Source organism: Pseudomonas sp. NFACC02, assembly GCF_900110765.1.
Lineage (GTDB): Bacteria > Pseudomonadota > Gammaproteobacteria > Pseudomonadales > Pseudomonadaceae > Aquipseudomonas.
This window is the reverse complement of sequence record NZ_FOEO01000002.1, coordinates 1-24,291: the sequence shown is the minus strand read 5'-3', so window position 1 is coordinate 24,291 and position 24,291 is coordinate 1. Positions and strand designations below refer to the sequence as shown.

Sequence of the window (24,291 nt, the reverse complement as noted above, 5' to 3'; positions counted from 1 at the left end):
CCGCCGTCCGGCCGCGTCCAACGGCGGTTTTTTCGTTTGACGATGACTCCAGTGCGGCGCCTCACTGGACCACGCTAAGCCCGCCACGGCATGTTTATCAATCACATGGGCGACGGATATTTCCTACGAGTCAACCGTTGTTTCCTGCTTCGCTTCGTCGAGCAGCCATTGAGCAAATGCTTGTATGGGCGCTCTGCTCAATCCGATGGGCTGGGGGAGGATGAGGCAGAAGGTTTTGGAGATGGCTTTCCCCTGTGGCCACGGGGCTACCAGCCTTCCTGACGCAAGTTCGGTTTCAACGTAGAGGCGCGGTACTAGCGCAACACCGAGACCGGCCAGTGCGGCTTCTATCAACATCCCATGAAGGTCATAGCGCGCACCCATCGCAGGATGGGTCAGCGGGGTTCCCGTCTCCTGGGAGTACTGAAGCCAGGCTTCGGGGTTCTGTCGTCGGTGCAGGCGTGGCAATTCGTCCAGTTCGGTTTTTCGTTTGCGCCCGGTCAGAAGTCCAGGATGGCAAACCGGAACCAGCACTTCGTGCAAAAGGGGGTGAGTCCGCATGCCCGTCCATGCGGGGTGCTCGAAATGGATGGCGGCATCGAATCCGCTCCCGGCCAGGACAAAGGGCTCCATGCGCTCGGCCAGATGCACAGTAATGTTTGGATGCTTGCGCTGGAATCGTCCCAAGCGCGGAATGAGCCATCTCATCGCGAACGTCGGGATGGTGGCAATGTCCAGGCTCGCGCCATCGTTCGGCTGCCCCATCAAGTACTGACTGTCCCGATCCAGACGGTCAAGCGATTCGCGAACCTGCACCGCGTAACGCTCTCCGTTGGGCAGGAGGCGCACACGATTGCCGACCCGCTCGAACAGCGTGACCCCGAGGAAGGCTTCCAGTCTGCCGATCTGGCGACTGATGGCGCCTTCAGTCAGAGACAGTTCCTCTGCCGCACGCGCGAAGCTGCCGTGGCGCGCAGCCACTTCGAAGGCCATCAATGCGGTGCTGCTGGGGATCTTCCTTCGCATGAGCGTTCCTGGTTTAAAGCGGATGATCGGTTTTAGCTTGATTTTTTGTCACTGAAGCATACCGAAAGATCGTTTTTAAGGTCGGTTCTCAGGAAATACCATGATGAAATATCAATAAAGAGGGCCGAACGCACAAGCGGTTCGGTAGCGAGTGATTCCATGATCTATACCGTTGAGTGCAGCTTTGCCGACCCGGCCAGCGAAGCGCAGTGGAATGATTTCTATAGTCTGGCAAAGCTACCCGCGCTCATTTCAGTGAGCGGATTTCATACCTCGCAGCGATTCAAGGCGTTGAGCGCGGGTTGCCCCGTCTACCTGGCCATGCACTCGATCGACGGTCTGGCGGTGCTTGAGGGCGAGGAGTACCGGCAAAAGGGTGGCGGCAATTTCGCTCGTTGGCAGCAGCACATCACTGATTGGCACCGCAATCTTTATGGCGGCCTTGAGCGCGCGCCGGCCATCGGTAAAGAAGACTATCTGATCGTGAGCGCAGTCGGTCCCGAGCCGCTCATCGAAATGGGGCTCAAACCTGATCGGATGCGAGCCGTCGCATTGGAGAAATGTCCTGAATACAGGTGGCTGGCGAAGCTGGATAGCTCCATCCGTCTCAGTGTGCAAACCCTTCCTAAGGACGTGCACCTCTACGCCCCGATGACCGCGCAGTTGACGAGTGGCAATGGCGCAGTGCCCCAGACGCAGGGGCAGAACCGACATGCCTGACCTGACGATCTTCATCGACGCCTTCATGGCGCGACTGGATGAGGTCATAAAGCGCCATACGCGGCTAACGGCGCGCATCCGCTGCTTCGGCTATCCAGCCCCCGCCATCTCTGCGCGAAACTGATGACGCGCCAGGAGCGCTGCAATGAACAAGATGAACTTTCCAGGCCAGCAGATCGGCGAGTTTTCGATCATGGCCATCAGTGACGGATACCTTTGCGCACCTCTGGATCTTCTCTCCAATATCGATCCTGTGGAGGCGTCCAGGTTGCAGCAGGACGCAGGCATCAGCGACCCATCCTCGATCCACATCAACTGTTACCTGGTGCGTGGAAGAGGGCGCACGATCCTCATCGACGCGGGAGCCGGCGGGTTCAAACAATGGGGTGGAAAGTTGATAGCGAATCTCGCACTGGCGGGTCTGCAGCCCTCTGACATTGACACCATCCTTCTGACCCATGCACATCCCGACCATGTTGGAGGGCTGCTTGACTCGTCAGGGGGCGCAGCCTTTCCCGATGCAGAGTTAGTCGTCCAGCAGCGTGAGGTTTCTTTCTGGAAGGATGATGGCAACCTCAGTCGAGCGAGTGAGCGTGCCCGTGGCAACTTTCTGTTTGCTCGGAAGGTGTTCGATCGGTATCGGGAGAAGGTGCGTACGTTTACTGATCGCGACGTTCTCCCTGGCATCAGTGCCATCTCCCTTCCAGGACATACCGCAGGGCATTCCGGTTATCGCATCGAATCCGATGATCGTAGTCTGCTGGTTTGGGGGGACATCGTTCATTTCCCGCAGATCCAGATTGCTCGTCCCGACGTGTCCATTGCATTCGACCAAGATCCGGTCCTCTCCGCCGAAACACGGATAAAACTGTTGGATGTGGTCAGCTCAGACAAGATGCTTATCGCGGGCATGCACCTGGGCGAGCTCGGATTCGGGCACATCAAGCGCAAAGGCACGCGCTACGAGATTTGCTATGAGGCTTAGCGCCCGGTAGAGATGATCCGGGATCAGCCGGGCCGGACTTGAAGACGACGTGGACTGCCACCGGGGCCGCGTCGTCGCAAGGACGGCGCTGACCACGCTGCTGCGCTCCTGGGCGTCGGCGCCGAGCGGGGCTCGCCTACAGGCGGGGCCATACACCCCAATCCGGCTGACCAGGTAAACCCTTTCTTTACACCCTCCCGCCCAACAGATTCAGCAGTCTTTACGTTTTCTTTATGTCCTGAACCCTCTCTCGATCTCGTTCCTTTACACCCGGCGTGACCACAATTCCCGCACACGGCAATCGCCGTATGACGGAGAGTTTTTCATGAGCGTTCTGGATGGGGTGTCACTGCTGTTGGCGGCAGGGTTGTTCGTGTACTTGCTGGTCGCGCTGCTGCGCGCTGGCCGGGTCGAGGAGTGACGGCCATGCACGGTTATGACTACCTGCTGATTCTGGCCTTCTTCGCGCTGGTCCTGCTGCCCGCGCCGCTGCTGGGCCGTTTTTATTACAACGTCATGGAAGGCAAGCGTACGTTTCTGACGCCGGTCATGGGCCCGGTGGAGCGTGTGTGTTATCGCCTGTCGGGTGTTGACCCCAAGGTTGAGCAGAACTGGAAAACCTACACCCTGGCCCTGCTGGCGTTCAACCTCGCGGGTTTTGTCGTGCTGTTTGCGATCCTGCTGTTTCAGGGCGCCTTGCCGCTCAACCCGCAAGGCTTGCCGGGCATGGAGTGGTCGCTGGCGTTCAACACCGCGATGAGCTTCGTGACCAACACCAACTGGCAGAGCTACAGCGGCGAAGCGTCGCTCAGTTACCTGAGCCAGATGGCCGGTCTGACGGTGCAGAACTTCGTCAGCGCAGCCACCGGCATCGCGGTGCTGGTCGCTTTCTGTCGGGGGATAGGCCGTCGCTCCACCCAGCACCTCGGCAACTTCTGGGCAGACATGACCCGCGCGACCCTGTATGGACTGCTGCCTTTGTGCATCGTCCTGGCGCTGTTTCTGGTCTGGCAGGGCGTGCCGCAGACGTTCGCTCACTACGTTGATGCGGTCACGCTGCAAGGCGCCGACCAGACGATCCCGCTGGGGCCGGCGGCCAGTCAGATCGCGATCAAGCAACTGGGCACCAACGGAGGTGGCTTTTTCGGCGTCAACTCGGCGCATCCATTCGAAAACCCGACCGCCTGGAGCAACCTCTTCGAACTGGTCTCGATCATCCTCATTCCGGTGGCGCTGGTCTTCACCTTTGGCCATTACGTCAAGGACATGCGCCAGAGTCGGGCGATCGTTGCCTGCATGTTTGTGTTGTTCCTGATTGGCGGCGCGACAGCGTTGTGGGCTGAATACCAACCCAACCCGGCACTGAACATGGCCTCGGTGGAACAGACCGCGCCGATGGAAGGCAAGGAAACCCGCTTCGGCACGACCGCGACGGTGCTCTGGGCGACGGCCACGACGGCCGCTTCCAACGGATCGGTCAATGGCATGCACGACAGCCTGAACCCGCTGAGCGGCATGGTCGCACTGGCCAACATGATGGTCGGTGAAGTGATCTTCGGCGGTGTCGGCGCGGGTCTCTACGGCATGTTGTTGAACGTGCTGATCGCCGTGTTCCTCGCCGGATTGATGATCGGGCGCACCCCGGAATACCTCGGCAAAAAGTTGCAGGCGCGAGAAGTGAAATTGTTGGTCGCGACGCTGATCGTGATGCCCGTCGGCGTGCTGGTGTTCGGCGCGCTGGCCGCATCCCTGCCTGGCCCGGCTGGCGCAGTCAGCAACCCTGGGCCTCACGGTTTCAGCCAACTGCTGTACGCCTACACCTCGGCCACTGCGAACAACGGCTCGGCGTTCGGCGGTTTCAGCGCCAACACCGTGTTCCATAACCTGATGCTCGGCTTGTCGATGTTCATCGGACGCTTCGGGTACATCCTGCCGGTCCTGGCATTGGCGGGCAGTCTGGCGGCCAAGAAAACCTCGCCGCTTGGCCTGAACAGCTTCCCGACCCACGGCCCGCTGTTCGTCACACTCCTGACCGTGACCATTTTGTTGGTGGGCGGCCTGACGTTCCTGCCGACCCTGGCGTTGGGCCCGATTGCCGAACACTTGAGCCTGGGCTTCTGAGGACTGAATCATGAATATGCAAGCACCTGTGTCCAAGCACCCTGCGACCGAAAACGTCGCCCACGCCACCCCGGCCAAAACCGGTTTCGCTGACCTGTGGCGCCCGGCGTTGATTCAGGCGTTCGTCAAGCTTGACCCACGTCAGTTGCAACGCGCGCCGGTGATGCTGGTCGTCGAACTGACGGCCATCCTCACCACGATCCTGTGCCTGATCCCGACCCCGGCCGTGCCGACATTCGTTGCCGTTCAGATCGCGGTCTGGTTGTGGTTCACCGTCTTGTTCGCCAACTTCGCCGAAGCCTTGGCCGAAGGTCGCGGCAAGGCACGCGCCGACAGCCTCAAGGCGGGTACCGAAGGGCTGAAGGCGCGGTTGAAAGGCTCAACCGGCGGCTACGTGACCGTCAACGCCAGTGCGTTACGCAAGGGTGACGTGGTGCGCGTCGAAGCGGGGGAATTGATCCCGGGCGACGGCGAGGTCATCGAAGGCATCGCGGCGGTCAACGAGGCAGCCATCACCGGCGAATCCGCGCCGGTCATTCGTGAGTCCGGTGGTGATCGCTCGGCGGTCACCGGCAATACCCGACTGGTGTCCGACTGGTTGTTGGTGCGCATCAGCGCCAACCCCGGTGAGTCGACCCTGGACCGCATGATCGCCTTGGTGGAAGGCGCCAAGCGGCAGAAGACCCCGAACGAAGTGGCCCTGGACATTCTGCTGATCGGACTGACCCTGATCTTCCTGCTGGTGGTGGTGACCCTGCAGCCGTTTGCCCATTTCGCAGGCGGCAACCTGCCGCTGGTGTTTCTGGTAGCGCTGTTGGTGACATTGATTCCGACCACCATCGGCGGCCTGCTGTCGGCCATCGGGATTGCCGGGATGGACCGCCTGGTGCGATTGAACGTGATCGCCAAATCCGGCCGCGCCGTGGAAGCCGCGGGCGATGTGCATGTGTTGTTGCTCGACAAGACCGGCACCATCACCTTCGGCAACCGCCGCTGCTCGGCGGTGTATGCCGCGCCGGGCGTCAGCGCCAAGGAGTTGACCGAAGGCACACTGCTGGCATCGCTGGCCGATGACACGGCCGAAGGCAAATCCATCGTCGAATACCTGCGTGCGCTGCACCCGATGAACGAACCGATGCCGAGCCAGTTGACTGCCGTGCCATTCAGCGCTGAAACGCGTTTGTCCGGCGTCGACTTCGACGGCCATGTTTACCGCAAAGGCGCCGTGGATTCGCTGCTCAAATTCCTGGGGCGTGATCGCAGTGATCTGCCGCTGATCCTGTCGCGGGAAATCGACAAGATCGCCAAGACCGGGGGGACGCCGCTGCTGGTGTGCGGCGACAAAAAACTGCTGGGCGCCATTCACCTCAAGGATGTGGTCAAACCGGGTATCCGTGAGCGTTTCGAGGAATTGCGCAAGTTGGGGATTCGCACGGTGATGGTGACCGGCGACAACCCGCTGACCGCCGCTGCCATCGCCGCCGAGGCCGGTGTCGATGACGTACTGGCTGAAGCGACCCCGGAGAAGAAGCTGGAGCGCATCCGTCAGGAACAGAACGACGGTCGTCTGGTGGCGATGTGCGGCGACGGCGCCAACGACGCCCCTGCACTGGCCCAGGCAGACGTCGGCATGGCGATGAACGACGGCACTCAGGCGGCGCGGGAGGCGGCCAACATGGTCGATCTCGACAGCGACCCGACCAAGCTGTTGGACGTGGTGCAGATCGGCAAGGAGTTGCTGGTCACCCGAGGCGCGTTGACCACCTTCTCGATTGCCAACGACGTGGCCAAGTATTTCGCGATCCTGCCTGCGCTGTTCGCGGCCATCTATCCGCAGTTGGGCGTGCTGAACATCATGCACCTGGCCAGCCCGCAGAGCGCGATTCTGTCCGCCATCGTGTTCAACGCATTGATCATCGTCGTGCTGATTCCGTTGGCGCTGCGCGGCGTGCGGGTTCAAGCGGCCAGCGCCGCGCACCTGTTGCGTCGCAACTTGCTGATCTACGGTCTGGGCGGCATTGCGGTGCCGTTCGTGGGCATCAAGCTGATCGACTTGCTGCTCACCGGGCTGCACCTGGTTTAAGCGTCTCGGTTTGCTTGCCTGGCGGGCGAACGGTCGCCCGCCAGGCTTAACTTGATTGAGGAATGAATGATGTCCAGTGTATTGCGTCCGGCCGTAAGCCTGATCGTTCTGATGACCCTGATCACCGGCGTGGCTTATCCGCTGGTGGTGACGGGTGTGGCGCAGGTCGCGTTCCCCGAACAGGCCAACGGTAGCCTGGTGTATGACGATCAGGAAAAGGTCAGGGGATCGGAGCTGATCGCCCAGAATTTCACCGGCGAAGGGTGGTTCCACCCACGTCCGTCGGCCGGTGCCTATGCGACGGTCGCCAGCGTGGCGAGCAACCTGTCGCCGAGCAACCCTGCATTGGCGACGCGAATCAGCGATGATGCCGCCAAGGAGAAAGTCGATAATCAAGGACCGGTGCCGTTGAACCTGCTGACCACCTCGGGCAGCGGTCTTGATCCGCATCTTTCTCCGGCGGCGGCGGAATATCAGGTGGCGCGGATTGCGACGGCGCGTAATCTGCCACGCGACTCGGTGCAAAAGCTGATCGCGGCCAACACCTACAGTCCGCTGATCGGCCCGCCGGTGGTGAACGTGTTGGCGTTGAACCAGAGTCTGGAAGCGTTACCGTCTGGCAAAGGTGTGAATTGATATCACTGGCCTGCACTCAACCTGTAGGAGCGCGCTTGCCCGCGATGGGTTTTCCGGGCGATGAAGATGCAGCGTCTGTGCTGCCTTCTTCGCGAGCAAGCTCACTCCCACGGGTTCTGCGCAGGCCTGGGGTTCGCGCAGCGTCAGACAACAAAGTGAAGAATCAATCATCAACACATCAGGACAACCATCGTGAACACAAACAGCCGTGCCGACGCCTTGCTGGCCAATCTGCCCAGGGATGACCGCGGGCGGCTGAAGGTGTTTCTCGGTGCCGCGCCCGGCGTGGGCAAGACCTTCGCCATGCTTCAGGCGGCGCATACGCAAATGCGTCAGGGCATTTCGTTGCTGGTCGGGGTGGTCGAAACCCACGGACGTGCCGAAACCGAAGCCTTGCTCGGTGGACTGCCGCAATTGCCGATGCTGCGTTCCGAGTACCGGGGCGTGATGCTCGAAGAAATGGACCTCGACGGTTTGCTGCGCGCCAAACCGAAGCTGGTATTGGTCGACGAACTCGCCCACAGCAACGCACCGGGCAGCCGTCACGCCAAGCGCTGGCAGGACATTCAGGAATTGCTGTCGGCGGGTATCGACGTTTACACCACGGTCAATGTTCAGCACCTGGAGAGTCTTAACGATCAGGTGCGCGGCATCACCGGTGTGCAGGTGCGCGAAACCTTGCCGGATTGGGTGTTGCAGGAAGCCTACGAGCTGGTGCTGATCGACCTGCCGCCCCGCGAGCTGCTGGAGCGGCTGCGTGACGGCAAGGTGTACGTCCCGGAGCAGGCGAGGGCGGCCATCGATGCGTTTTTTACCCAGACCAATCTGACGGCGCTGCGTGAACTGGCCATGCAGACGGCCGCCGCGCAGGTGGATAACGATCTGGCATTGGGGTACCGGCAATTGGGTCAGGCCGCGCCTGCCGTACGCGGTCGGCTGCTGGTGGGCGTGGACGGCGACGCGCAGGCTGAACGGCTGGTGCGCCATGCCAGTCGCGTGGCACAGCGCAGGCACCTGCCGTGGAGCCTGGTGCACGTCGACAATGGCCGGTTTTTCGATGAGCTGGCGCGCACGCGTTTGCAGAACGCGCAGCAATTGGCGGAACGGCTGGGCGGGGAAGTGGTGGTGCTGCGCGCCCCGGAGGTCGCGAAAACCCTGATTCAGCACGCCGCCGAACGTCGCGCCAGCCTGGTATTGGTCGGCCAGTCACGGCCGCTGCTGCGTCGCCGGCTGTTCGGTGGCGGGCTGGCGGCACGTTTACTGCGAAACGCGCAGGGGCTGGAGATCAACGTACTGGACAGTGAGGCACGTGCCGATCAGCCACGTTCGTCCACGCCCCGCACGCTGCGCTGGTTCGATTACGGGCTGGCGGTGGTGGCGACAGTGTGTGCCAGTGCGCTGGCCTGGGCGGTTTCCAGCGTGCTGGAATTGCCCAACATCTCGCTGGTGTTTCTGGCTGCCGTCCTGCTGGTGGCCGTGCGCAGCAGCGTCGGGCCGGCGATGGTCTGTTCGGTGCTGTCGTTCCTGGCGTACGACTTTCTGTTCATTCCGCCGAATTTTTCCCTGACCATCCAGCGCGAGGAAGACGTGCTGACCTTGCTGTTTTTCCTGCTGATGGCCGCGCTGACGGGTAATCTCGCGGCGCGCCAGCGTCGGCAATTGCAGGCGTTGCGCGATACTCAGCAAGAAACCAGCGAACTGCTCGACCTCTCCCGGCGTCTGACGGCCGCGACGGATCGTCAGGCGGTGCTCAGTGCCGCCGAACAGCATCTGGCGGGCTGGCGAGAACTTCAAGTGTGCGTTCTGGACAACGACGGTCAGCACGGCTGGAAGCTTGAAGCGGGCGGCTCGCTCGAGTTCTCCGAGTCTGAGCGCGCGGCGGCCGACTGGGCCTGGCAGCATGGGCAACCGGCGGGGAAGGGCACCGGGACATTGCCGTCGGGCGATTGGTGGTGGCTGCCGCTGTGGGTCGACGACGCGCCGCTGGCGCTGTTGGGCGTCAAACCGAAAGAGGGCGAGGCGTTCAGTCCCCAGCGTCGGCGGTTGTTGACCGCTTTGAGTCAACCGTTGGGACAGGCGCTGGCCCGCGCGCGACTCGCCGAGGACCTCGAAGCGGCGCGCCTGCATGGGGAAACCGAGCAACTGCGCAGTGCATTATTGGCCTCGGTGTCTCACGACCTGCGTACACCGCTGACGGCCATGCGCGGCAGCATCGACAGTCTGTTGGCCTTGGGCGAGGCCATCCCGCTGGACGATCGGCGGGAACTGCTGGAAGGTACGCGCGACGAGGCCGAGCGCCTGGACCGGTACATCCAGAATCTGCTGGACATGACCCGGCTGGGCCACGGCGCGCTGAAGCTGGCGCGCGACTGGGTGTCGCCGGGCGACATCGTCGGCAGCACCTTGAACCGGCTGCGCGCGGTGCTGGCGCCGCTGCAGGTCAGCACCGATCTGCCGGCGGACCTGCCGTTGCTGTATGTTCATGCCGCGCTGATCGAGCAGGCATTGATCAACGTGGTGGAAAACGCCGCGCGCTTTTCACCGGCTCACGGTCGTTTGCAGATGCAGGTGAGCGCGACGAACGATGAGCTGGTCTTTGCGGTCAGCGACGAAGGCCCGGGCATTCCGGAGGCCGAGCGAGCGAAGATCTTCGACATGTTTTACACCGCTGCACGAGGCGACCGGGGAGGACAGGGCACCGGGCTCGGGCTGGCGATCTGTCAGGGGATGGTCGGGGCGCACGGCGGCCGGATCAGCGTGGGCGACGGCATCGACGGAAAGGGTACGTGCATCAGTCTGCATCTGCCGTTGCAGGCACAGCCCGAGGCTGAAATGGAGCAGGCGATTTGAACGCGCACCGGGTTATGCGGGTGTCCGGCAATGGAAAATCATGGGTGGCGGGAAAAGCATGAACCAGGCGGCAACCATTCTGGTGATCGACGACGAGCCGCAGATTCGCAAGTTTCTGCGCATCAGCCTGTCGTCACAGGGCTACAAGGTGCTGGAGGCCGGCACCGGGACCGAAGGGCTGAGCCAGGCGGCGCTGAATAAGCCCGATTTGCTGGTCCTCGATCTGGGCTTGCCCGACATGGACGGTCAGGACGTCCTCGCGCAGTTTCGCGAGTGGTCGGCGGTTCCCGTGCTGGTGCTGTCGGTCCGTGCCAGCGAAGGGGAGAAGGTGCGTGCACTGGACTCTGGCGCGAACGACTACGTGACCAAACCGTTCGGTATTCAGGAGTTTCTCGCGCGGATTCGGGCCTTGCTGCGTCAGGCACCGGAAACGGGGCAGGTCGATTCGGCGTTGGTGATTGGCCCGCTAACGATCGACCTGGCCTACCGACGCGTACTGCTCGATGGCGTCGAGATCGGCCTGACACGCAAGGAATACGCGGTGCTGGCGCAACTGGCGCGGCATCCGGGGCGTGTCATCACCCAGCAGCAATTGCTCAAGGACATCTGGGGGCCGACCCATGTCGACGACACCCACTACTTGCGCATCGTGGTCGGCCACCTGCGTCAGAAACTCGCGGATGACCCCGCCGCCCCCCGATTTATCGTGACCGAGGCGGGGGTGGGGTATCGGCTGGTGGAGAGCTGAGGCAGGCTCGTGCCTCAACCCGAACCCTGTAGGAGCAGTCCGAGGTTACGAGGGCCGCGAATGGGGTGTGTCAGTTACTTTTGATGGTGCTGACCCACCGCATTCGCCAGCAAGCCGGCACAGTTCCCAGGTCTGGAACACAGGCTTGTGCCTCAACCCGAACCCTGTAGGAGCAGTCCGAGGTTACGTGGGCCGCGAATGGGGTGTGTCAGTTACTTTTGATGGTGCTGACCCACCGCATTCGCCAGCAAGCCGGCTCCCACAGTTCCTAGGTCTGGAACACAGGCTTGTGCCTCAACCCGAACCCTGTAGGAGCAGTCCGAGGTTACGAGGGCCGCGAATGCGGTCTTTCAGTGCTCCCGTTCATAGCGGTCCAGCGTGTCTCGGGCGATCTCGCGGCCCAGGGCGATGAGCTCCGGGGCTTTGTAGAATTCGAAGAACCGGCATACGCGCTTGGGGACGTTGATCAGGATGTCCGGCGGGTAACCGGCGATCTTGTACTGCGCCAATGACGTCTGCATCACCTCGAAACTCTGGTTGATCAGGTCCAGCAAAGACGCCGGCCCCACGTTGTCGACAATGATCGATCCACTGGCGGACTTCGGCGCGCCAGCTTCCTGAGGGGCTGCGGCGGGTTGCTGGCCTTGCGGGTCGGCGGATTCGCTGTCGTTGCCGCTCAGCCAGGGATTGGTCGGCAAGGTGGCGGCAGTCGCCTTGAGGCTGTCCTGTTCGAGCCGCAAGACGTCATCCCCCGCGACGTCCATTTTGCGACGAAACGGCAAGTGCGAACCGATGGAACTGATCAGGCTGTCGAAGCGCTTTTTTACGGCGGGTGGGCGCTCGATCACGGGCAACTGATAATGCTTGTGGTTGGTCGAGTTGAGGTTGACCGCGACGATCAGATCGCAGTGGCTGGACACCACCGGCACGATGGGTAACGGGTTGAGCAGACCACCGTCCACCAGGGTCCGGTTGCCCTGAACCACCGGCGTAAACAGGCTGGGGATGGCCGCCGAAGCGCGCATGGCCGAGTGCAGGTTGCCTTCCTGGAACCAGATTTCCTGCTGATTGGTCAGGTCGGTGGCCACGGCGGTGTAGGGGATGCGCAGGTCTTCGATATTGATCTCACCGACGATCTCGCGAATCTGCCCAAAGACCTTCTCACCCCGAATCGCCCCGAGCCGGAAGCTGACATCCACCAGGCGCAAGACATCCAGATAATCCAGACTCTCGATCCAGGCTTTGTATTCGGGCAATTTCCCTGCGGCGTAGATCCCGCCCACCACCGCGCCCATCGAACACCCGGCGATGCAGGCAATGTCATAACCCCGGTGCTCCAGCTCCTCGATCACCCCAATGTGCGCATACCCCCGGGCACCGCCGGAACCCAAGACCAGCGCAATTCTTTTTTTCATGTGCAGGCTCCCCGTTGCAAGGGTTCTACCCTACGCCCAAGGCAGCCGTGATTCATCTGGTCTTTATCAAGAATTGCCCGAGCCGTCGCGCACGAGCGCGCGAAGGTCGGCGTTGCCTTCAAAGTTGCCCCGGCTGCAGAAGGGCAACGGTCATCGCAATGAAGGGACAGCCGGGCACAGCCGAAAACGCTGATGGCTGCTGACAAGCGACCAGGATCAACCTCGACAATCGAAATCGATAGGCTCGGACGGCCGACTGTGGCACTTTTGCATCGCCGCACCGTCAAAGCCGCACCATCGATTTCCATTGTTGAGGTAACACCGCATGAAAGCCTGGATCTGCCTGCCTTTGCTTGCCCTCGTTCTTACAGGCTGTGCCGGTAAAACCGCGTACCGCGACAGCTGTGCCACGAATCTGGATGCCGCCTGGCATGAGCTGGACCTGGCCAAGGCGGAAGGTTTTGCCGGGACAGTCAGCTACTCCAAAGCCCTGTCGTTGCTGACAGGCGCCAAGACCCAACAGCAGTTCGAGGCGTTCGAGGGCTGTTCCGAGAAAGCCGAAAAAGCCCGATTCTATATTCGTGAGTCCCGCGCCGGTCGTTGATCGGTCGGTAGTCCGGGGTTCTCCCCTGTGGGGGTGAGAACGCTCGCGAATGCTGAATACTGGCCGCTCGAGATGCAGCGGGTGTACCAGCCTCTTCGCGAGCAAGCTCACTCCCACAGTTGTCTCGACGCAACAGAAACCTTCGTTCTCACCGCAAGCCTTCACGTCCCGTAACAAATACTCCCCAATCGCTCCATCCGCTCTGGCGAAAAGGCCTACGCTGACTTTAAAGTGGCTGCACGTCTGGCATCTTCTGCAGTCCTACTAGCCATGAGCAGTCGCCTGGGGAGGCTTTCCAATTGGGCAGAAAACTGGATGCTTGTCTAAACGCGATCAACGAGGTGGTACTGGGCAAGGAACCCCAGGTTCGTCTGGCCATGACGTGCCTGTTGGGTGGTGGCCATCTGTTGATAGAAGATCTGCCCGGCATGGGCAAAACCACGCTCAGTCACACGCTGGCGCGGGTGTTGGGCTTGAGTTTCCAGCGCATACAGTTCACCTCTGACCTGCTGCCGGGCGACATTCTCGGCACCTCGATTTTCGACCGGGAAACCGGACAGTTCACCTTTCATCCCGGACCGATCTTCGCCGAGCTCGTGCTGGCCGATGAGATCAACCGGGCGACACCGAAAAGCCAGAGCGCGCTGCTCGAAGCGATGGAAGAAGGCCAGGTGACGATTGAAGGTGCAACCCGTCTGTTGCCGGATCCTTTTTTCGTCATCGCCACGCAAAACCCGTTCAGCCAGGGCGGCACCTTTGCCTTGCCCGAATCCCAGCTGGACCGGTTCCTGATGCGGTTATCGCTGGGCTACCCGGCACGCTCGGCGGAAAAGGCCTTGCTGTTGGGCGAATCGCGCCGCGATTTGTTACCGCGCATCGAGCCGATTCTCGACCACACTGAACTCGCGGCCCTGCAGGAAGACGTGCGTCGGATCCGGGCGAGCGATGCGCTGGTGGATTATGTGCTGCGCTTGGTGGATGCCACCCGCAGCCAGCCGCAATTCGCGTATGGGTTGTCGCCCAGGGCGAGTCTGGCGATTTTGTCGGCGGCGCGGGCCTGGGCGCTATTGATCGGGCGTGATTACGTGATACCTGAAGACGTTCAGGCGATTTTGCCGGCCGTGATCGGTCATCGCCTGCGCGAGCGTTCCGATCCGACCGGGCACGGCGGCGGGGCATTGGTCCAATGGCTGCTGCGTGAGGTGCCGGTGCTTTGATTTCACAGTTCAAACCGGTCTGGCAGCGCTGGGTGGGACGTCGTATTCCGCCGGCGTCGCGGATCGAGCTGGATCACCGTCGAATCTTCATACTGCCGACCCGGGTCGGCGGTACGTACGCGTTGGTGCTGTTTTTGCTGTTACTGGTGGCGATCAATTACCAGAACAGCCTGGCCTATGGCCTGACCTTTCTCATGGTGTCGGTGGGAATCCTCGCGATTCTGCACACGTATCGTAATTTCAGTGGCTTGATCCTCAGCGCCGGCAATGCCCGTTCAGTGTTTGTCGGTGAGCCGGTGCAGTTGCGCCTGCGCCTGGAAAGCCGCTCGAACGGTCATCAGGCCATCGCATTAGGTTGGGACCGCGAGCAACTGGAACAGACCGACGTCGATCCAGAGCGTCAGGTCGATATCGCGCTGACGTTGCCCGCCGTGAGTCGGGGTTGGTTGCGGGCGCCGCGCCTGCGGGTTGAAAGCGTGTTTCCCTTGGGCATATTCCGCGCCTGGAGCTGGCTGGACCTGGAGCAGACGGTGTTGATCTATCCGCGCCCGGTGCCTGGCAGCATGCCGTTGCTGCAAGGCGTGCAGCCTCATGCCGAAGATGACGGCCAGGCCACGCGGGGGCAGGGTGTCGATGATTATCAGGGGCTGCGCCTGTGGCAACCCGGCGATTCGATGCGCCGCATGCACTGGAAAGCCTGGTCGCGCGGGCAAGGGTTGATGGTCAAGGTGTTCACCGACCTCAGTGGCAATGACTTGTGTCTGGATTTCATGGCGTTGGGGGGCGATATCGAAGAGCGTCTGTCGCGGCTGTGCTACTGGGTGCTGGAGTTGTCTCAACGTCAGCAGCCGTTTGCCTTGCGCCTGCCGGGTTTTCTGTCCGCGGTGGACAGCGGTGACGCGCACCGGGAAGCCTGTTTGCGGCAACTGGCGCTGTACGGCGTACGGGCATGAGGACGGTGCGGTCATGACCTCGGCCCATCTTGCCCAACCGATTCCGCGTGTCAGCCTCAACTGGCTGTTGATCGCCCAGGCCTTGGTCATCGTACCGTTCGCGCTGCACATTCCCGTTTCCCTGATCGTCTTGTGGTTGGCTTGCACGTTCTGGCGCATCCAGATTTTCCAGATGCGGGTGCGTATGCCCGGCACCTGGATCAAAGCGGGGTTGCTGGTGGGGACGGCGGGCGGCATCTTTCTTGCGCGCGGCAGTCTGGTCGGGCTGGACGCTGGAGCCGCGTTGCTGATCGCCGCATTCATCCTGAAGATGCTGGAGATGCAGACCCGGCGTGACGCGCTGGTGCTGATTTTCCTGGGGTTCTTTTGCGTTGCCGTGGGCTATCTGTTCGAAGACGCGATGCTCTGGGGGCTGTTCACGCTGCTGCCGATTGCGACCCTGCTGGCCGCATTGATTGGCCTGCAGCAATCGACGGTGTCCAGCAAACCCGCGAGCACCTTGATGCTGTCGGTCAAGCTGCTGTTGCAGGCGGTGCCGCTGATGCTGTTGTTGTTTCTGTTCTTTCCGCGCCTGGATCCGTTGTGGTCGCTGCCACAACCCGGCAACAAGGCGCTGACGGGGCTGTCCGACAGCATGGCGCCGGGTGACATCGCAGAACTGAGCAAGTCCGCGGCGCTTGTGTTCAGGGCCAGTTTCGAGGGGCCCACGCCGCCGCGCAATCTGCAGTACTGGCGTGGCCTGACGCTGGAGCAGTTCGACGGGCGACGCTGGTCGCAATCCTCCCGTGCGCAAGTGCCGGATGCACCTGACTGGCACAGGCAAGGTGAACAACTCAGCTACAGCGTGGTTATGGAGCCGACCGGAAAGCCGTGGCTGATGACCCTGGATGTCGGTGAAGTCGAACTGGCCGGCGTTCGCCAGATGAGTGACTTTCGCTGGCAGCGCCGACGCCCCATCGAGCAGTCGATGCTCTACAGCGTCAATGCCTGGCCGGATGCCGTGCGTGAAACCGTGCTCAGCGAAGGCGGGCGGATGCAGAATCTACAACTGCCGGCCAAGGGCAACCCCGAAGCACGCGAGTTCGCCGCCGATCTGCACCGACGCTACGGCAAACCCGACGCGCTGGTCGACGCGTTGTTGTCGTACTTTACCGAGCAGCCGTTCCATTACACCCTCAAACCGCCCGCGCTGGGTCCCAACAGCATCGATGAGTTTCTGTTCGGCAGTCGCGCCGGCTTCTGCGCCCATTACGCCGGGGCGATGACCTACGTACTGCGGGCCGCAGGCATTCCCGCACGCGTGGTGGCCGGCTATCAGGGCGGCGAGTTGAACCCGGACGGCAACTACATCAGCGTGCGCCAGTTTGACGCTCACGCCTGGGTGGAATACTGGCAGCCGGGCATCGGCTGGCGCAGTGTCGATCCGACGGCCGCCGTGGCGCCTGCGCGGATCGAGCAGGGGCTTGAGCAGGCGCTGGCGGCCGATGAAGACTTTCTGTCGGACTCGCCGATGTCGGCGCTGCGTTATCGGCATCTGGCGTGGTTCAATTCGATTCGTCTGAGTTGGGATAACCTCAATTACGGCTGGCAGCGTTGGGTCCTCGGTTATCAGGGACAGCAGCAATTGCAGGTGCTGGGGCGCTGGTTCTCCGGCTTCCAGGCGCCGGTCTTCGCCGGTGGCGCCGTGGTTATCCTCGGGCTGATCGCGCTGTGGCTGTTCAAACCGTGGCGACGGGAAACCGATTCGCAGCTTCGGTTGTTCAACGCCTTCGAACGACTGCTTGCGCGCCACGGTCTCAGACGTCAACCAGGTGAGGGCGCGCAAGCGTTCGCCGCGCGCGCGGCCCAGCGCTTTCCGGCACACGCGGACGCCATCGAAGGTTTTGCCCGTGAATTTGAAGCGCAACGTTATGCCGGCGTTTCCGGTTCGGTCGCTCCATTGCGGCGACGGTTGAAATACCTGCGTCGTCGCTTGCCCTGGCGCCTGTCGGCAGTGAAGGACAGGCAGCCCTAACAGACATCCTAGGAGTACTTCATGTCCACTATGGTCGATCATTTGATCGCCGAGATTCTCAGCTTCAACGTCAAGTTGCTGGCTTGTCACGCACGCCTGGTGGCCTCCACGGACAGCGAGGCGCTGCACGACCTGCGCACCACAGTCCGGCGTCTGCGCAGCGTGCTTCGGCCTTTGCGCGGGTTGCCAGGCATGGATCAGGTCGAGGAAGCCGCCAAAGGGGTGGGCGACCTGACGACGCCCCTGCGTGACATGCAAGTGCTGGCTGCGTACCTGCGCATGCAGGGGATGGATCAGCCGGCCGTCAAACGGGAGAAGCACCTTGCGTCCGCTTGCCCACGGGTCGCCAGCTCGGCTGAGCTCAATCGCTTGTTCGGGGTGCTGGACCAGCTTCCGTCGTTTCTGCGTGCGCAACAACGCCATGGCCTGCTGAAGAAGCTGCGCCAACGCATCGAAAAACGCATGGACAAACAGTGGAAGACCCTGCGCGAAGCCATGGCTGATCCGGCCCATGATCGGCACCGCCTGCGGTTGTTGATCAAGCGCGTCCGGTATGCGGCAGAAGCGTATCCCGAGCTGAGCCATCAGCCGCAAGGCCTGCAGAAACGGCTCAAGTCGGCGCAAGGCGCGCTGGGTGACTGGCACGACCATCTGCAATGGCTGGCGCAGGCCGAACAGCATGCCGACCTTACGCCCTGCATCGCCGGTTGGGAGCTGGGAATTCTGCGCGCCGAAGCGAAGTCCGACAAAGCGCTGGAGCGGCTGTTTCACGCCTGCTTCGGTGACGCACCCACGCACTGATCCCGATCAGGCCGCAGGATTGGCGCATATGAGCGCTGTCCTGTGGCCATTGCCCTCGATAAGATTCTGCACGTTACCCACCGTTTCACTGGTTGCCACATGGAGTGCGCATGACATTCTCCCAATTACTAGAAGCCGTTCGCGATAACCCGCAGTCGGTGACCATTCCTGCATCGTGGTCTCAGGGCCGCTCGTGTTTCGGTGGCTTGATCGCGGCGCTGCAGTTCGAGGCCATGCGCGCGAAGGTCGATCGGCCGGTTCGTTCGCTGGCGATCTGTTTCGTCGGTCCGCCGGCGGTCGACACGCCGATTTCATTTGAGGTGGAAATCCTGCGCGAGGGCAAGGCGGTCAGTCAGGTGCTGGGACGCGCCGTGCAGAACGGCGAAACCGTCACATTGGTTCAGGGCAGTTTCGGCGCACCTCGCGAATCTATGATTGTCGTTGAAGCCGAGCCTGCGCCTGCGCTCAAGCCCGTGAATGATACACCGGCATTGCCGTTCGTTTCCGGGGCGATGCCTGAGTACCTGCGTTTCATCGACATGCGCTGGGCGCTGGGCGGGCTGCCGTTCACCCACACGCAGTCGCGAGCCATCGGTGGCTATGTGCGCTTGAAGGACGTGGAAGAGGAGAAGCTGACCGAGGCGCATCTGCTCGCGCTCGTCGACAGTTGGCCGCCTGCCGTATTACCGCACTTGAATAAACCGGCACCGGGCAGTTCGCTGACGTGGACCATCGAATTCGTGCAGCCCTTGCCTCAGCTCACCACTCACGACTGGACCCAGTACAAGGCGGTGATCGAGCACGCGCGAGATGGTTATGGCCACGCGGCAGCGGGCGTGTGGACCCCGAAAGGGGAACTGATTGCAATCAGCCGTCAGACCGTGACGGTGTTTGGATAAACGCAGCGAGGGTGTACCGGCAGCGCCTGGACCCTGGACTAAGGTACTCAGCCGCCAAGGCCTTACTGGCCTCGGCTTTTGATGGCCTGTGCCGCGACCAGACCCAGGACGCCAATGGCGGCGGAGGTCACGCTGGCACTCAGGGCGCCATCGAGCAGGAGCAGCCCTGAGACGATCGACAGCGGGAACGCCAGAGACGACAGCACCAGACTGGACGGCATGCCGGAGGTGTTGGCGGCCGTGAAGACGTGGTCAAGGTGCAGGTTGGTAATGAACTTGGGCATGATGGTGACCTCGCAAAGCCTGAATAAGAACCGTTTTCGATGGGTTCAGAATAGGCCCGCTGCCGTCGGACGGCGAATCGAGGTTTGCTATCGGTGTGATAGGCAGCATGGGGAAAGGTAATAGGCCTTACCCCGTGACCTTTAGCTGCCGGATCGCCGTATTCAATTCGCCTGCCAGCGTCGCCAGTTCATCGCTGGTGCTCGCCGAATCGACGGTCTGGCGCACCGTGCGCTCCGTGACGTCACGGATGCTGACGACCGCGCGATTCATTTCCTCCGCCACCTGACTTTGCTGCTGCGCGGCCACGGCAATCTGGGTGTTGCTCTCCCGCATTTGTGCGACGGCTTCGGTAATCGCCGACAGCGCTTCTCCGGCTTCCCGCGCCTGCAGCACACAGTCGTCGGCCTTGAACGAGCTCTCCTGCATGAAATCCACGGCATCACGTGTGCCGGCCTGCAGGTCCGAAATCATGGTCGTGATTTCGTCGGTCGAGGTTTGCACGCGTCTGGCCAGGTTGCGCACCTCATCGGCGACCACCGCGAATCCACGGCCCATATCGCCGGCCCGCGCCGCTTCGATGGCGGCGTTGAGCGCCAGCAGGTTGGTTTGTTCGGCGATGCTGTGAATCACGCTGACCACGCTGTTGATCTTCTGACTGTCCTGGGCAAGCCGCTGGATCATGCCGGCGGTTTGCTGTACGCCATTGGACAGCCCGGAGATCGACGCCTGTACTCGGTCCACCACCTCTTTTCCGCTGCCCGCGAGCGTATCGGCGTTTTGCGACTGGTCTCGGGTAGCGCTGGCGTGCTGGGCAATGTGATGGACCGTGGCGGTCATCTCGTTGATGGCCGTGGCGACCTGATCGGTTTCGCTCTGCTGACCCAACATTCCCTGGCGTACATCGTTCATGCCGGAGGCCAGATGCACCGCGCCTTGATCCAGCCGCGCCGCCGACTGAGCCACGGTGCCGACAATGCGTTGATAACCCGCCTGCATGGCGTTGAAGGCCTTGGCCATCTGCCCGACCTCGTCTTCGCCGGCCAGCGGCACCCGGGCGGACAGGTCGCCGCTTTGCTCGACGTGCAGCATCACGTCCTTGAGGGTGTTGAGGTGGCTCAGCAAGAACCGGATCAACAATTGTGAGGCGCCGAGCATGATGAGCATCAACACGAACACGGCGATGGCGTAATGGCCGACATGCTCGGTCAGTACCTGCTCGAAGGAGGGTGGCGCGGCGAGGGGCGGGAGGCTCGGAACCGGTTGCCCGGCTGGCCAGGCCGCCAGCAGTCGGTGCTGAGCCTGTTGGAACACCTGGGCGTCGTCGGCGCGGGCGTGTTGTTCGATCTGTAGGGCGTAAAGCACCAGCAGCAGGGTGGTGAAGAACGCAACGGCGTTGACCGCCCAGAACTTGTATTTCAGCGAGATGTTGCTCAACCAGCGGCCCATGAGAAAGCTCTTCTGTGAGTGGTACGTGTCGGTGATGACACGTGGCAAGGCAAGGTGCCAGTATTGTTTCAGGTCAACCGGTCAGCCGCGTTGATCTGGGTCAATGTCCGAATCCCGCTCGGTCGCCAGTCGCTCGACCACAGGCAGCGAAAAGAACGCGCGCGCGCATGCCGTGGTATGAGCGGCCACGTCGGCTTCGCTTTCCCCGCGGTGCAACGCGACTTCGCGCAGTACTTCGGGGAGGTACGCAGGCTCATTGCGGCCGTTTTTCGGTTTCGGTCGCAGGCTGCGAGGCAGCAGATAGGGCGCATCGCTTTCCAGCATCAAGCGGCCACGCGGGATTTCGCGGACCAGCGGGTGCAGGTGAGTGCCTCGTCGCTCGTCGCAGATCCAGCCCGTGATACCGATGTGCAGGTCCATGTCCAGATAACTGAACAGCGCGCGCTTTTCCCCGGTGAAGCAATGCACCACGGCAGCCGGCAAATGATCCCGATAGTCCCGCAAGATGGCCAGCAGCCGTTCATCGGCGTCGCGCTCGTGCAGGAACACAGGCAACTGCAAGGCGACCGCAAGGGCCAGGTGCGCTTCGAGGACCTTTTCCTGTTGTGGGCGCGGCGAGAAATCGCGGTTGAAATCCAGCCCGCATTCGCCGACGGCACGTACCGGATTTTCTGTTAACAGGGCTCGCAACTGTTTCTCGGTGTCGACGGTCCAATCGCTCGCCGAATGGGGGTGTACCCCTGCGGTACTGAACAGGCGCTGGCCGCTTTCGTCCAGTTGGCGGCACATCTGTAACGCCTGTTCGCTGCTTTCGACGCCGGTACCGGTGAGGATCAATTGAGCCACGCCAGCGGTGTAGGCGCGTTCGAGCACCTCCCGCTCTTTCGCGGCGAAGCTTGGGTTGGTCAGGTTGACGCCGATGTCGATTAGTTGCATGGTTCACCTCAGGCCGGAGGCCGAGAAGAATACCAGAGCGATTGAAGCGATAAAAAAACAAGCAGTCTCAGCTGCTTAGAATTATTAGATCCCTGTGAGGGTGTGGGCTGCAGAACCTGTCTGCGGTGCCGCGACTGCCCGACACAGACTTCAAGCCCGTTTTTTTCGGCATTTTCCCGGAGCGTCAATGATCCGAGCCTCGCTGTTCTCGTTGTTGTGCCTGTTGCTGGTTCCCACCCATGCGAGTGCACGTCCTGCCGGACCACCCGTGGTGGTCAAGAAAACCCAGGTCCGTGACCTTGCTGCGATTCGCAGCAGCAAAGTGCTTCGCGTGTTGGTCAACCAGAGCCGCAACAGTTCCGGCGAAGTGCAGGGTGAACCCATCGGGGTTGAGTATCGCCGTCTGCAAGCCTTCGAAAAATACCTCAACGGCCACGCCAGAGACGGCCAGAAAGTCTCGATCAAACTGATTCCCAAAGCCAAGGATCAACTGCTTGCCGCGCTGCAGCGCGGGGAAGGCGATCTGGTCGCGCCCGGCGAACTGCTCGATGCCAGCGCCGCGCACTATGTAGATGCCACGGAGCCGGTGGTCAGCCATGTGCCGCTGGTGGTGGTCGGCGTGCGCGGCGAACGCAGTTTCAGGCACCCGGAGCAACTCTCGGGCCGGACCGTGATGCTCGCCAACGGCAGCGCGGCGGACGAAGCCATCGTGCAACTCAATCAGAAACTGGCCCTGCGCAAGTTGCCGCCGGTGAAAATCGAATGGGTGGACCCCAGCCTCGCAGTGGAAGACGTGCTGGAGATGGTTCAGGCAGGGATCTACCATCTGACCGTGGTCGAGCAGCCGATCGCAGTACGATGGGCGCGCGTCATGCCCAAGTTGCGGGTCGACCGTTCGGCGGCCTTGAGCGACCCAGGTGACATGAACTGGTATGTGCGCAAGGACGCCGTGATGCTGCATGCCACGGTCGACCGGTTCCTGGAGACCTACGAGCCCCCGGCGAATCAGGACGTCGCGTTCCAGAAAGCCTATAAAGACCTTTATCGCGTCCATTACCCGCTGGCCCGCGAAGACCGCCAGCGTCTGGAGAAACTGCGTCCAACCCTGCAGCGTCACGCCGATGCACAAAAGATGGACTGGCTCGACCTTGCCGCACTGGCCTTCAAGGAGTCAGCGCTCAATCCGGTGGCGAAGGGCGGCAGCGGCGCCACGGGGTTGTTGCAGATCACCCCGTCAGCGGCGCAGCGGGTGGGTGTCGACAACATCCATGATGTCGATGGCAACGTGCAGGCTGCGAGCAAATACCTGGCGATGATCCGCCGCAAGTTTTTCTCCAGTCCCAAAATCAACGAGCGCGAGCGCATGGCGTTCACGCTGGCCGCCTACAACCTGGGGCCCGAGCGGGTTCAGGCGATGCGCACCGAGGCAAAGCGTCAGGGCTTGAACCCCAACCAGTGGTTCTTTCAGGTCGAGCGCGTGGCAATGGACCAAGTGGGAATGAGCGTTGTGAGCTACGTGAACAGCGTGAACAAATACTATCTGGCCTATGACAAGGAGCGCAGTTCACTGGAAAGCCCCTCCTCGCGGAAGGTCGCAATCAGGGAATGATCGAATAAGTTGATGTTAGCAATGCGATATTTGCGATTTTCATATTTATTAATCCGATTATCATGGCGCCAATCCTTCTTACCCAATGGAATTAAAGGCCATGAACGCTTCCCTGAAATCGCTGTTCTCCACTCGCGCCGGTTACGGCATCACTGTCCTGCGCATGATCGTCGGCCTCATTTTCATGGCTCACGGCAGCCAGAAACTGTTCGGCCTGTTCGGTGGCTATGGTCTTGAGGGAACCGGTCAGTACATGGCCAGTCTGGGGCTGAATCCGGGTTACCTGATGGCGCTGTTGTCGGGCAGCGCGGAGTTTTTTGGCGGTCTGGCGCTGTTCCTCGGTCTGCTCGTACGCCCTGCCGCGGCGGTGTTGATGGTGATGCTGGTGGTGGCGATTCTTTCGGTGCACATTCACAACGGTTTGTTCATGGCCAATAACGGTTATGAGTTCGGTCTGGCTTTGCTGGGTGCTGCAGTTGCCGTGTTGATCGAGGGCGCCGGGCGGCTGTCGGTGGATCGGTTGATTGCCAGCAGGTAACGGGTGGCGGTTTTTTGCTAGCGTTTTTTCGAAGAATCCCGGTCTATTGAGATCGGGATTTTTTATGGGCAAGTTATTTGATCGTTCCCACGCTCCGCGTCACTAGTGTCCGGTAAAAACCGAAGGGGGAGCTTGCTCCCCCTTGCTGTTGGCCGCCTTCAGTCATAATCGGATTTTTCAGACTCGATTTTGACTCATGTTTTCCAGCACTTTTTTAACTCAGTTGCTCAGTGCCATCCCACGCTCTTCATTCGAGCGATCCGTCGAAGCACATCAAGCTGATCGCTACGTCAAACGCTGCACTTCCTGGCAATTGTTGGTGACGTTGGTCAGCGGCCATTTAACCCAAGCCTTGAGCCTGCGGTCCCTGGCGACTTTCTCCGAGACTCTGGCCCCGCATCGCTA

General features: G+C 61.5%; 23 protein-coding genes. 18 read left to right on the top strand and 5 right to left on the bottom strand.

What is annotated here, in order from left to right; genetic code table 11:
• Positions 1-123: 123 nt before the first annotated feature.
• On the bottom strand, positions 124-1,026 hold the full coding sequence (locus BMY73_RS02260; protein ID WP_092404771.1) for a LysR substrate-binding domain-containing protein: 903 nt from the start codon (positions 1,024-1,026) through the stop codon (positions 124-126).
• A gap of 159 nt (positions 1,027-1,185) precedes the next feature.
• Here BMY73_RS02260 and BMY73_RS02255 point away from each other — a divergent pair, with 159 nt between their 5' ends.
• The 9 genes from BMY73_RS02255 to BMY73_RS02215 all read left to right on the top strand — a co-directional run bounded on the left by BMY73_RS02255 (position 1,186) and on the right by BMY73_RS02215 (position 11,169).
• The gene (locus BMY73_RS02255; RefSeq protein WP_062381145.1) at positions 1,186-1,746 is read left to right on the top strand and encodes a hypothetical protein; all 561 of its coding nucleotides are present in this window, start codon (positions 1,186-1,188) and stop codon (positions 1,744-1,746) included.
• The gene (locus BMY73_RS28480) at positions 1,739-1,870 is read left to right on the top strand and encodes a hypothetical protein (protein ID WP_256570788.1); all 132 of its coding nucleotides are present in this window, start codon (positions 1,739-1,741) and stop codon (positions 1,868-1,870) included. Before BMY73_RS02255 ends, BMY73_RS28480 begins: the two co-directional genes overlap by 8 nt.
• A 21-nt stretch (positions 1,871-1,891) precedes the next feature.
• Entirely contained in the window at positions 1,892-2,731 is an 840-nt protein-coding gene (locus BMY73_RS02245; protein ID WP_062381148.1) for an MBL fold metallo-hydrolase, read from the top strand.
• Positions 2,732-3,056: 325 nt separating this feature from the next.
• Positions 3,057-3,152 (top strand): K(+)-transporting ATPase subunit F, encoded by a 96-nt coding sequence (gene kdpF, locus BMY73_RS02240; protein WP_037009437.1) that lies wholly within the window; start codon positions 3,057-3,059, stop codon positions 3,150-3,152.
• A gap of 5 nt (positions 3,153-3,157) precedes the next feature.
• On the top strand, positions 3,158-4,852 hold the full coding sequence (gene kdpA, locus BMY73_RS02235) for a potassium-transporting ATPase subunit KdpA (protein WP_092404769.1): 1,695 nt from the start codon (positions 3,158-3,160) through the stop codon (positions 4,850-4,852).
• Between the two features lie 10 nt (positions 4,853-4,862).
• A complete protein-coding gene (gene kdpB, locus BMY73_RS02230; protein ID WP_092404767.1) occupies positions 4,863-6,935 on the top strand; it encodes a potassium-transporting ATPase subunit KdpB in 2,073 nt (690 codons plus the stop codon).
• A 69-nt stretch (positions 6,936-7,004) separates the two neighbouring features.
• Positions 7,005-7,571 carry a potassium-transporting ATPase subunit KdpC gene (kdpC, locus tag BMY73_RS02225; protein ID WP_092405117.1) on the top strand — a complete coding sequence of 189 codons (567 nt, stop codon included), beginning with the start codon at positions 7,005-7,007 and terminating at the stop codon, positions 7,569-7,571.
• A 192-nt stretch (positions 7,572-7,763) separates the two neighbouring features.
• Entirely contained in the window at positions 7,764-10,421 is a 2,658-nt protein-coding gene (locus BMY73_RS02220) for a sensor histidine kinase (protein WP_092404765.1), read from the top strand.
• A 58-nt stretch (positions 10,422-10,479) separates the two neighbouring features.
• On the top strand, positions 10,480-11,169 hold the full coding sequence (locus tag BMY73_RS02215) for a response regulator (protein ID WP_062381229.1): 690 nt from the start codon (positions 10,480-10,482) through the stop codon (positions 11,167-11,169).
• Positions 11,170-11,519: 350 nt separating this feature from the next.
• Here the strand turns inward: BMY73_RS02215 and BMY73_RS02210 are convergent, their stop codons facing one another.
• On the bottom strand, positions 11,520-12,584 hold the full coding sequence (locus BMY73_RS02210) for a patatin-like phospholipase family protein (RefSeq protein WP_092404763.1): 1,065 nt from the start codon (positions 12,582-12,584) through the stop codon (positions 11,520-11,522).
• Between the two features lie 325 nt (positions 12,585-12,909).
• On the opposite strand from BMY73_RS02210, the gene BMY73_RS02205 reads away from it, so the two are divergent.
• The 6 genes from BMY73_RS02205 (at position 12,910) to BMY73_RS02180 (ending at position 19,072) form a co-directional block, all read left to right on the top strand.
• Entirely contained in the window at positions 12,910-13,188 is a 279-nt protein-coding gene (locus BMY73_RS02205) for a hypothetical protein (RefSeq protein WP_062381160.1), read from the top strand.
• Between the two features lie 299 nt (positions 13,189-13,487).
• Positions 13,488-14,405 (top strand): AAA family ATPase, encoded by a 918-nt coding sequence (locus BMY73_RS02200; RefSeq protein ID WP_062381162.1) that lies wholly within the window; start codon positions 13,488-13,490, stop codon positions 14,403-14,405.
• The gene (locus BMY73_RS02195; RefSeq protein ID WP_092404761.1) at positions 14,402-15,358 is read left to right on the top strand and encodes a DUF58 domain-containing protein; all 957 of its coding nucleotides are present in this window, start codon (positions 14,402-14,404) and stop codon (positions 15,356-15,358) included. Before BMY73_RS02200 ends, BMY73_RS02195 begins: the two co-directional genes overlap by 4 nt.
• Positions 15,359-15,371: 13 nt before the next feature.
• The gene (locus BMY73_RS02190) at positions 15,372-17,372 is read left to right on the top strand and encodes a transglutaminase TgpA family protein (protein WP_092404759.1); all 2,001 of its coding nucleotides are present in this window, start codon (positions 15,372-15,374) and stop codon (positions 17,370-17,372) included.
• Between the two features lie 21 nt (positions 17,373-17,393).
• Complete coding sequence (locus BMY73_RS02185) at positions 17,394-18,173, top strand: CHAD domain-containing protein (protein WP_092404757.1); 780 nt, start codon at positions 17,394-17,396, stop codon at positions 18,171-18,173.
• Positions 18,174-18,283: 110 nt separating this feature from the next.
• The gene (locus BMY73_RS02180; protein WP_092404755.1) at positions 18,284-19,072 is read left to right on the top strand and encodes an acyl-CoA thioesterase; all 789 of its coding nucleotides are present in this window, start codon (positions 18,284-18,286) and stop codon (positions 19,070-19,072) included.
• A 62-nt stretch (positions 19,073-19,134) separates the two neighbouring features.
• Here BMY73_RS02180 and BMY73_RS02175 read toward each other — a convergent pair whose 3' ends face one another.
• The 3 genes from BMY73_RS02175 to BMY73_RS02165 form a co-directional block, all read right to left on the bottom strand.
• Complete coding sequence (locus tag BMY73_RS02175; protein WP_092404753.1) at positions 19,135-19,356, bottom strand: hypothetical protein; 222 nt, start codon at positions 19,354-19,356, stop codon at positions 19,135-19,137.
• 127 nt (positions 19,357-19,483) lie between these two features.
• A complete protein-coding gene (locus BMY73_RS02170) occupies positions 19,484-20,803 on the bottom strand; it encodes a methyl-accepting chemotaxis protein (protein WP_092404751.1) in 1,320 nt (439 codons plus the stop codon).
• Positions 20,804-20,884: 81 nt separating this feature from the next.
• Positions 20,885-21,739, bottom strand: a complete 855-nt coding sequence (locus BMY73_RS02165; RefSeq protein ID WP_092404749.1) for a TatD family hydrolase — start codon at positions 21,737-21,739, stop codon at positions 20,885-20,887.
• Positions 21,740-21,926: 187 nt separating this feature from the next.
• Here BMY73_RS02165 and BMY73_RS02160 point away from each other — a divergent pair, with 187 nt between their 5' ends.
• The 3 genes from BMY73_RS02160 to BMY73_RS02150 all read left to right on the top strand — a co-directional run.
• On the top strand, positions 21,927-23,348 hold the full coding sequence (locus BMY73_RS02160) for an MltF family protein (RefSeq protein ID WP_062381177.1): 1,422 nt from the start codon (positions 21,927-21,929) through the stop codon (positions 23,346-23,348).
• 100 nt (positions 23,349-23,448) lie between these two features.
• The gene (locus BMY73_RS02155) at positions 23,449-23,886 is read left to right on the top strand and encodes a DoxX family protein (protein ID WP_092404747.1); all 438 of its coding nucleotides are present in this window, start codon (positions 23,449-23,451) and stop codon (positions 23,884-23,886) included.
• Positions 23,887-24,082: 196 nt separating this feature from the next.
• A partial coding sequence (locus BMY73_RS02150) for a DUF4372 domain-containing protein (protein ID WP_139214073.1) occupies positions 24,083-24,291 on the top strand: 209 nt, incomplete at its 3' end.

Excerpts from the sequence above, each read along its gene's own strand:
- BMY73_RS02260 (WP_092404771.1), bottom strand. The coding sequence starts at position 1,026 with ATGCGAAGGAAGATCCCCAGCAGCACCGCATTGATGGCCTTCGAAGTG.
- BMY73_RS02255 (WP_062381145.1), top strand. The coding sequence starts at position 1,186 with ATGATCTATACCGTTGAGTGCAGCTTTGCCGACCCGGCCAGCGAAGCG.
- BMY73_RS28480 (WP_256570788.1), top strand. The coding sequence starts at position 1,739 with ATGCCTGACCTGACGATCTTCATCGACGCCTTCATGGCGCGACTGGAT.
- BMY73_RS02245 (WP_062381148.1), top strand. The coding sequence starts at position 1,892 with ATGAACAAGATGAACTTTCCAGGCCAGCAGATCGGCGAGTTTTCGATC.
- kdpF (WP_037009437.1), top strand. The coding sequence starts at position 3,057 with ATGAGCGTTCTGGATGGGGTGTCACTGCTGTTGGCGGCAGGGTTGTTC.
- kdpA (WP_092404769.1), top strand. The coding sequence starts at position 3,158 with ATGCACGGTTATGACTACCTGCTGATTCTGGCCTTCTTCGCGCTGGTC.
- kdpB (WP_092404767.1), top strand. The coding sequence starts at position 4,863 with ATGAATATGCAAGCACCTGTGTCCAAGCACCCTGCGACCGAAAACGTC.
- kdpC (WP_092405117.1), top strand. The coding sequence starts at position 7,005 with ATGTCCAGTGTATTGCGTCCGGCCGTAAGCCTGATCGTTCTGATGACC.
- BMY73_RS02215 (WP_062381229.1), top strand. The coding sequence starts at position 10,480 with ATGAACCAGGCGGCAACCATTCTGGTGATCGACGACGAGCCGCAGATT.
- BMY73_RS02210 (WP_092404763.1), bottom strand. The coding sequence starts at position 12,584 with ATGAAAAAAAGAATTGCGCTGGTCTTGGGTTCCGGCGGTGCCCGGGGG.
- BMY73_RS02205 (WP_062381160.1), top strand. The coding sequence starts at position 12,910 with ATGAAAGCCTGGATCTGCCTGCCTTTGCTTGCCCTCGTTCTTACAGGC.
- BMY73_RS02190 (WP_092404759.1), top strand. The coding sequence starts at position 15,372 with ATGACCTCGGCCCATCTTGCCCAACCGATTCCGCGTGTCAGCCTCAAC.
- BMY73_RS02185 (WP_092404757.1), top strand. The coding sequence starts at position 17,394 with ATGTCCACTATGGTCGATCATTTGATCGCCGAGATTCTCAGCTTCAAC.
- BMY73_RS02180 (WP_092404755.1), top strand. The coding sequence starts at position 18,284 with ATGACATTCTCCCAATTACTAGAAGCCGTTCGCGATAACCCGCAGTCG.
- BMY73_RS02175 (WP_092404753.1), bottom strand. The coding sequence starts at position 19,356 with ATGCCCAAGTTCATTACCAACCTGCACCTTGACCACGTCTTCACGGCC.
- BMY73_RS02170 (WP_092404751.1), bottom strand. The coding sequence starts at position 20,803 with ATGGGCCGCTGGTTGAGCAACATCTCGCTGAAATACAAGTTCTGGGCG.
- BMY73_RS02165 (WP_092404749.1), bottom strand. The coding sequence starts at position 21,739 with ATGCAACTAATCGACATCGGCGTCAACCTGACCAACCCAAGCTTCGCC.
- BMY73_RS02160 (WP_062381177.1), top strand. The coding sequence starts at position 21,927 with ATGATCCGAGCCTCGCTGTTCTCGTTGTTGTGCCTGTTGCTGGTTCCC.
- BMY73_RS02155 (WP_092404747.1), top strand. The coding sequence starts at position 23,449 with ATGAACGCTTCCCTGAAATCGCTGTTCTCCACTCGCGCCGGTTACGGC.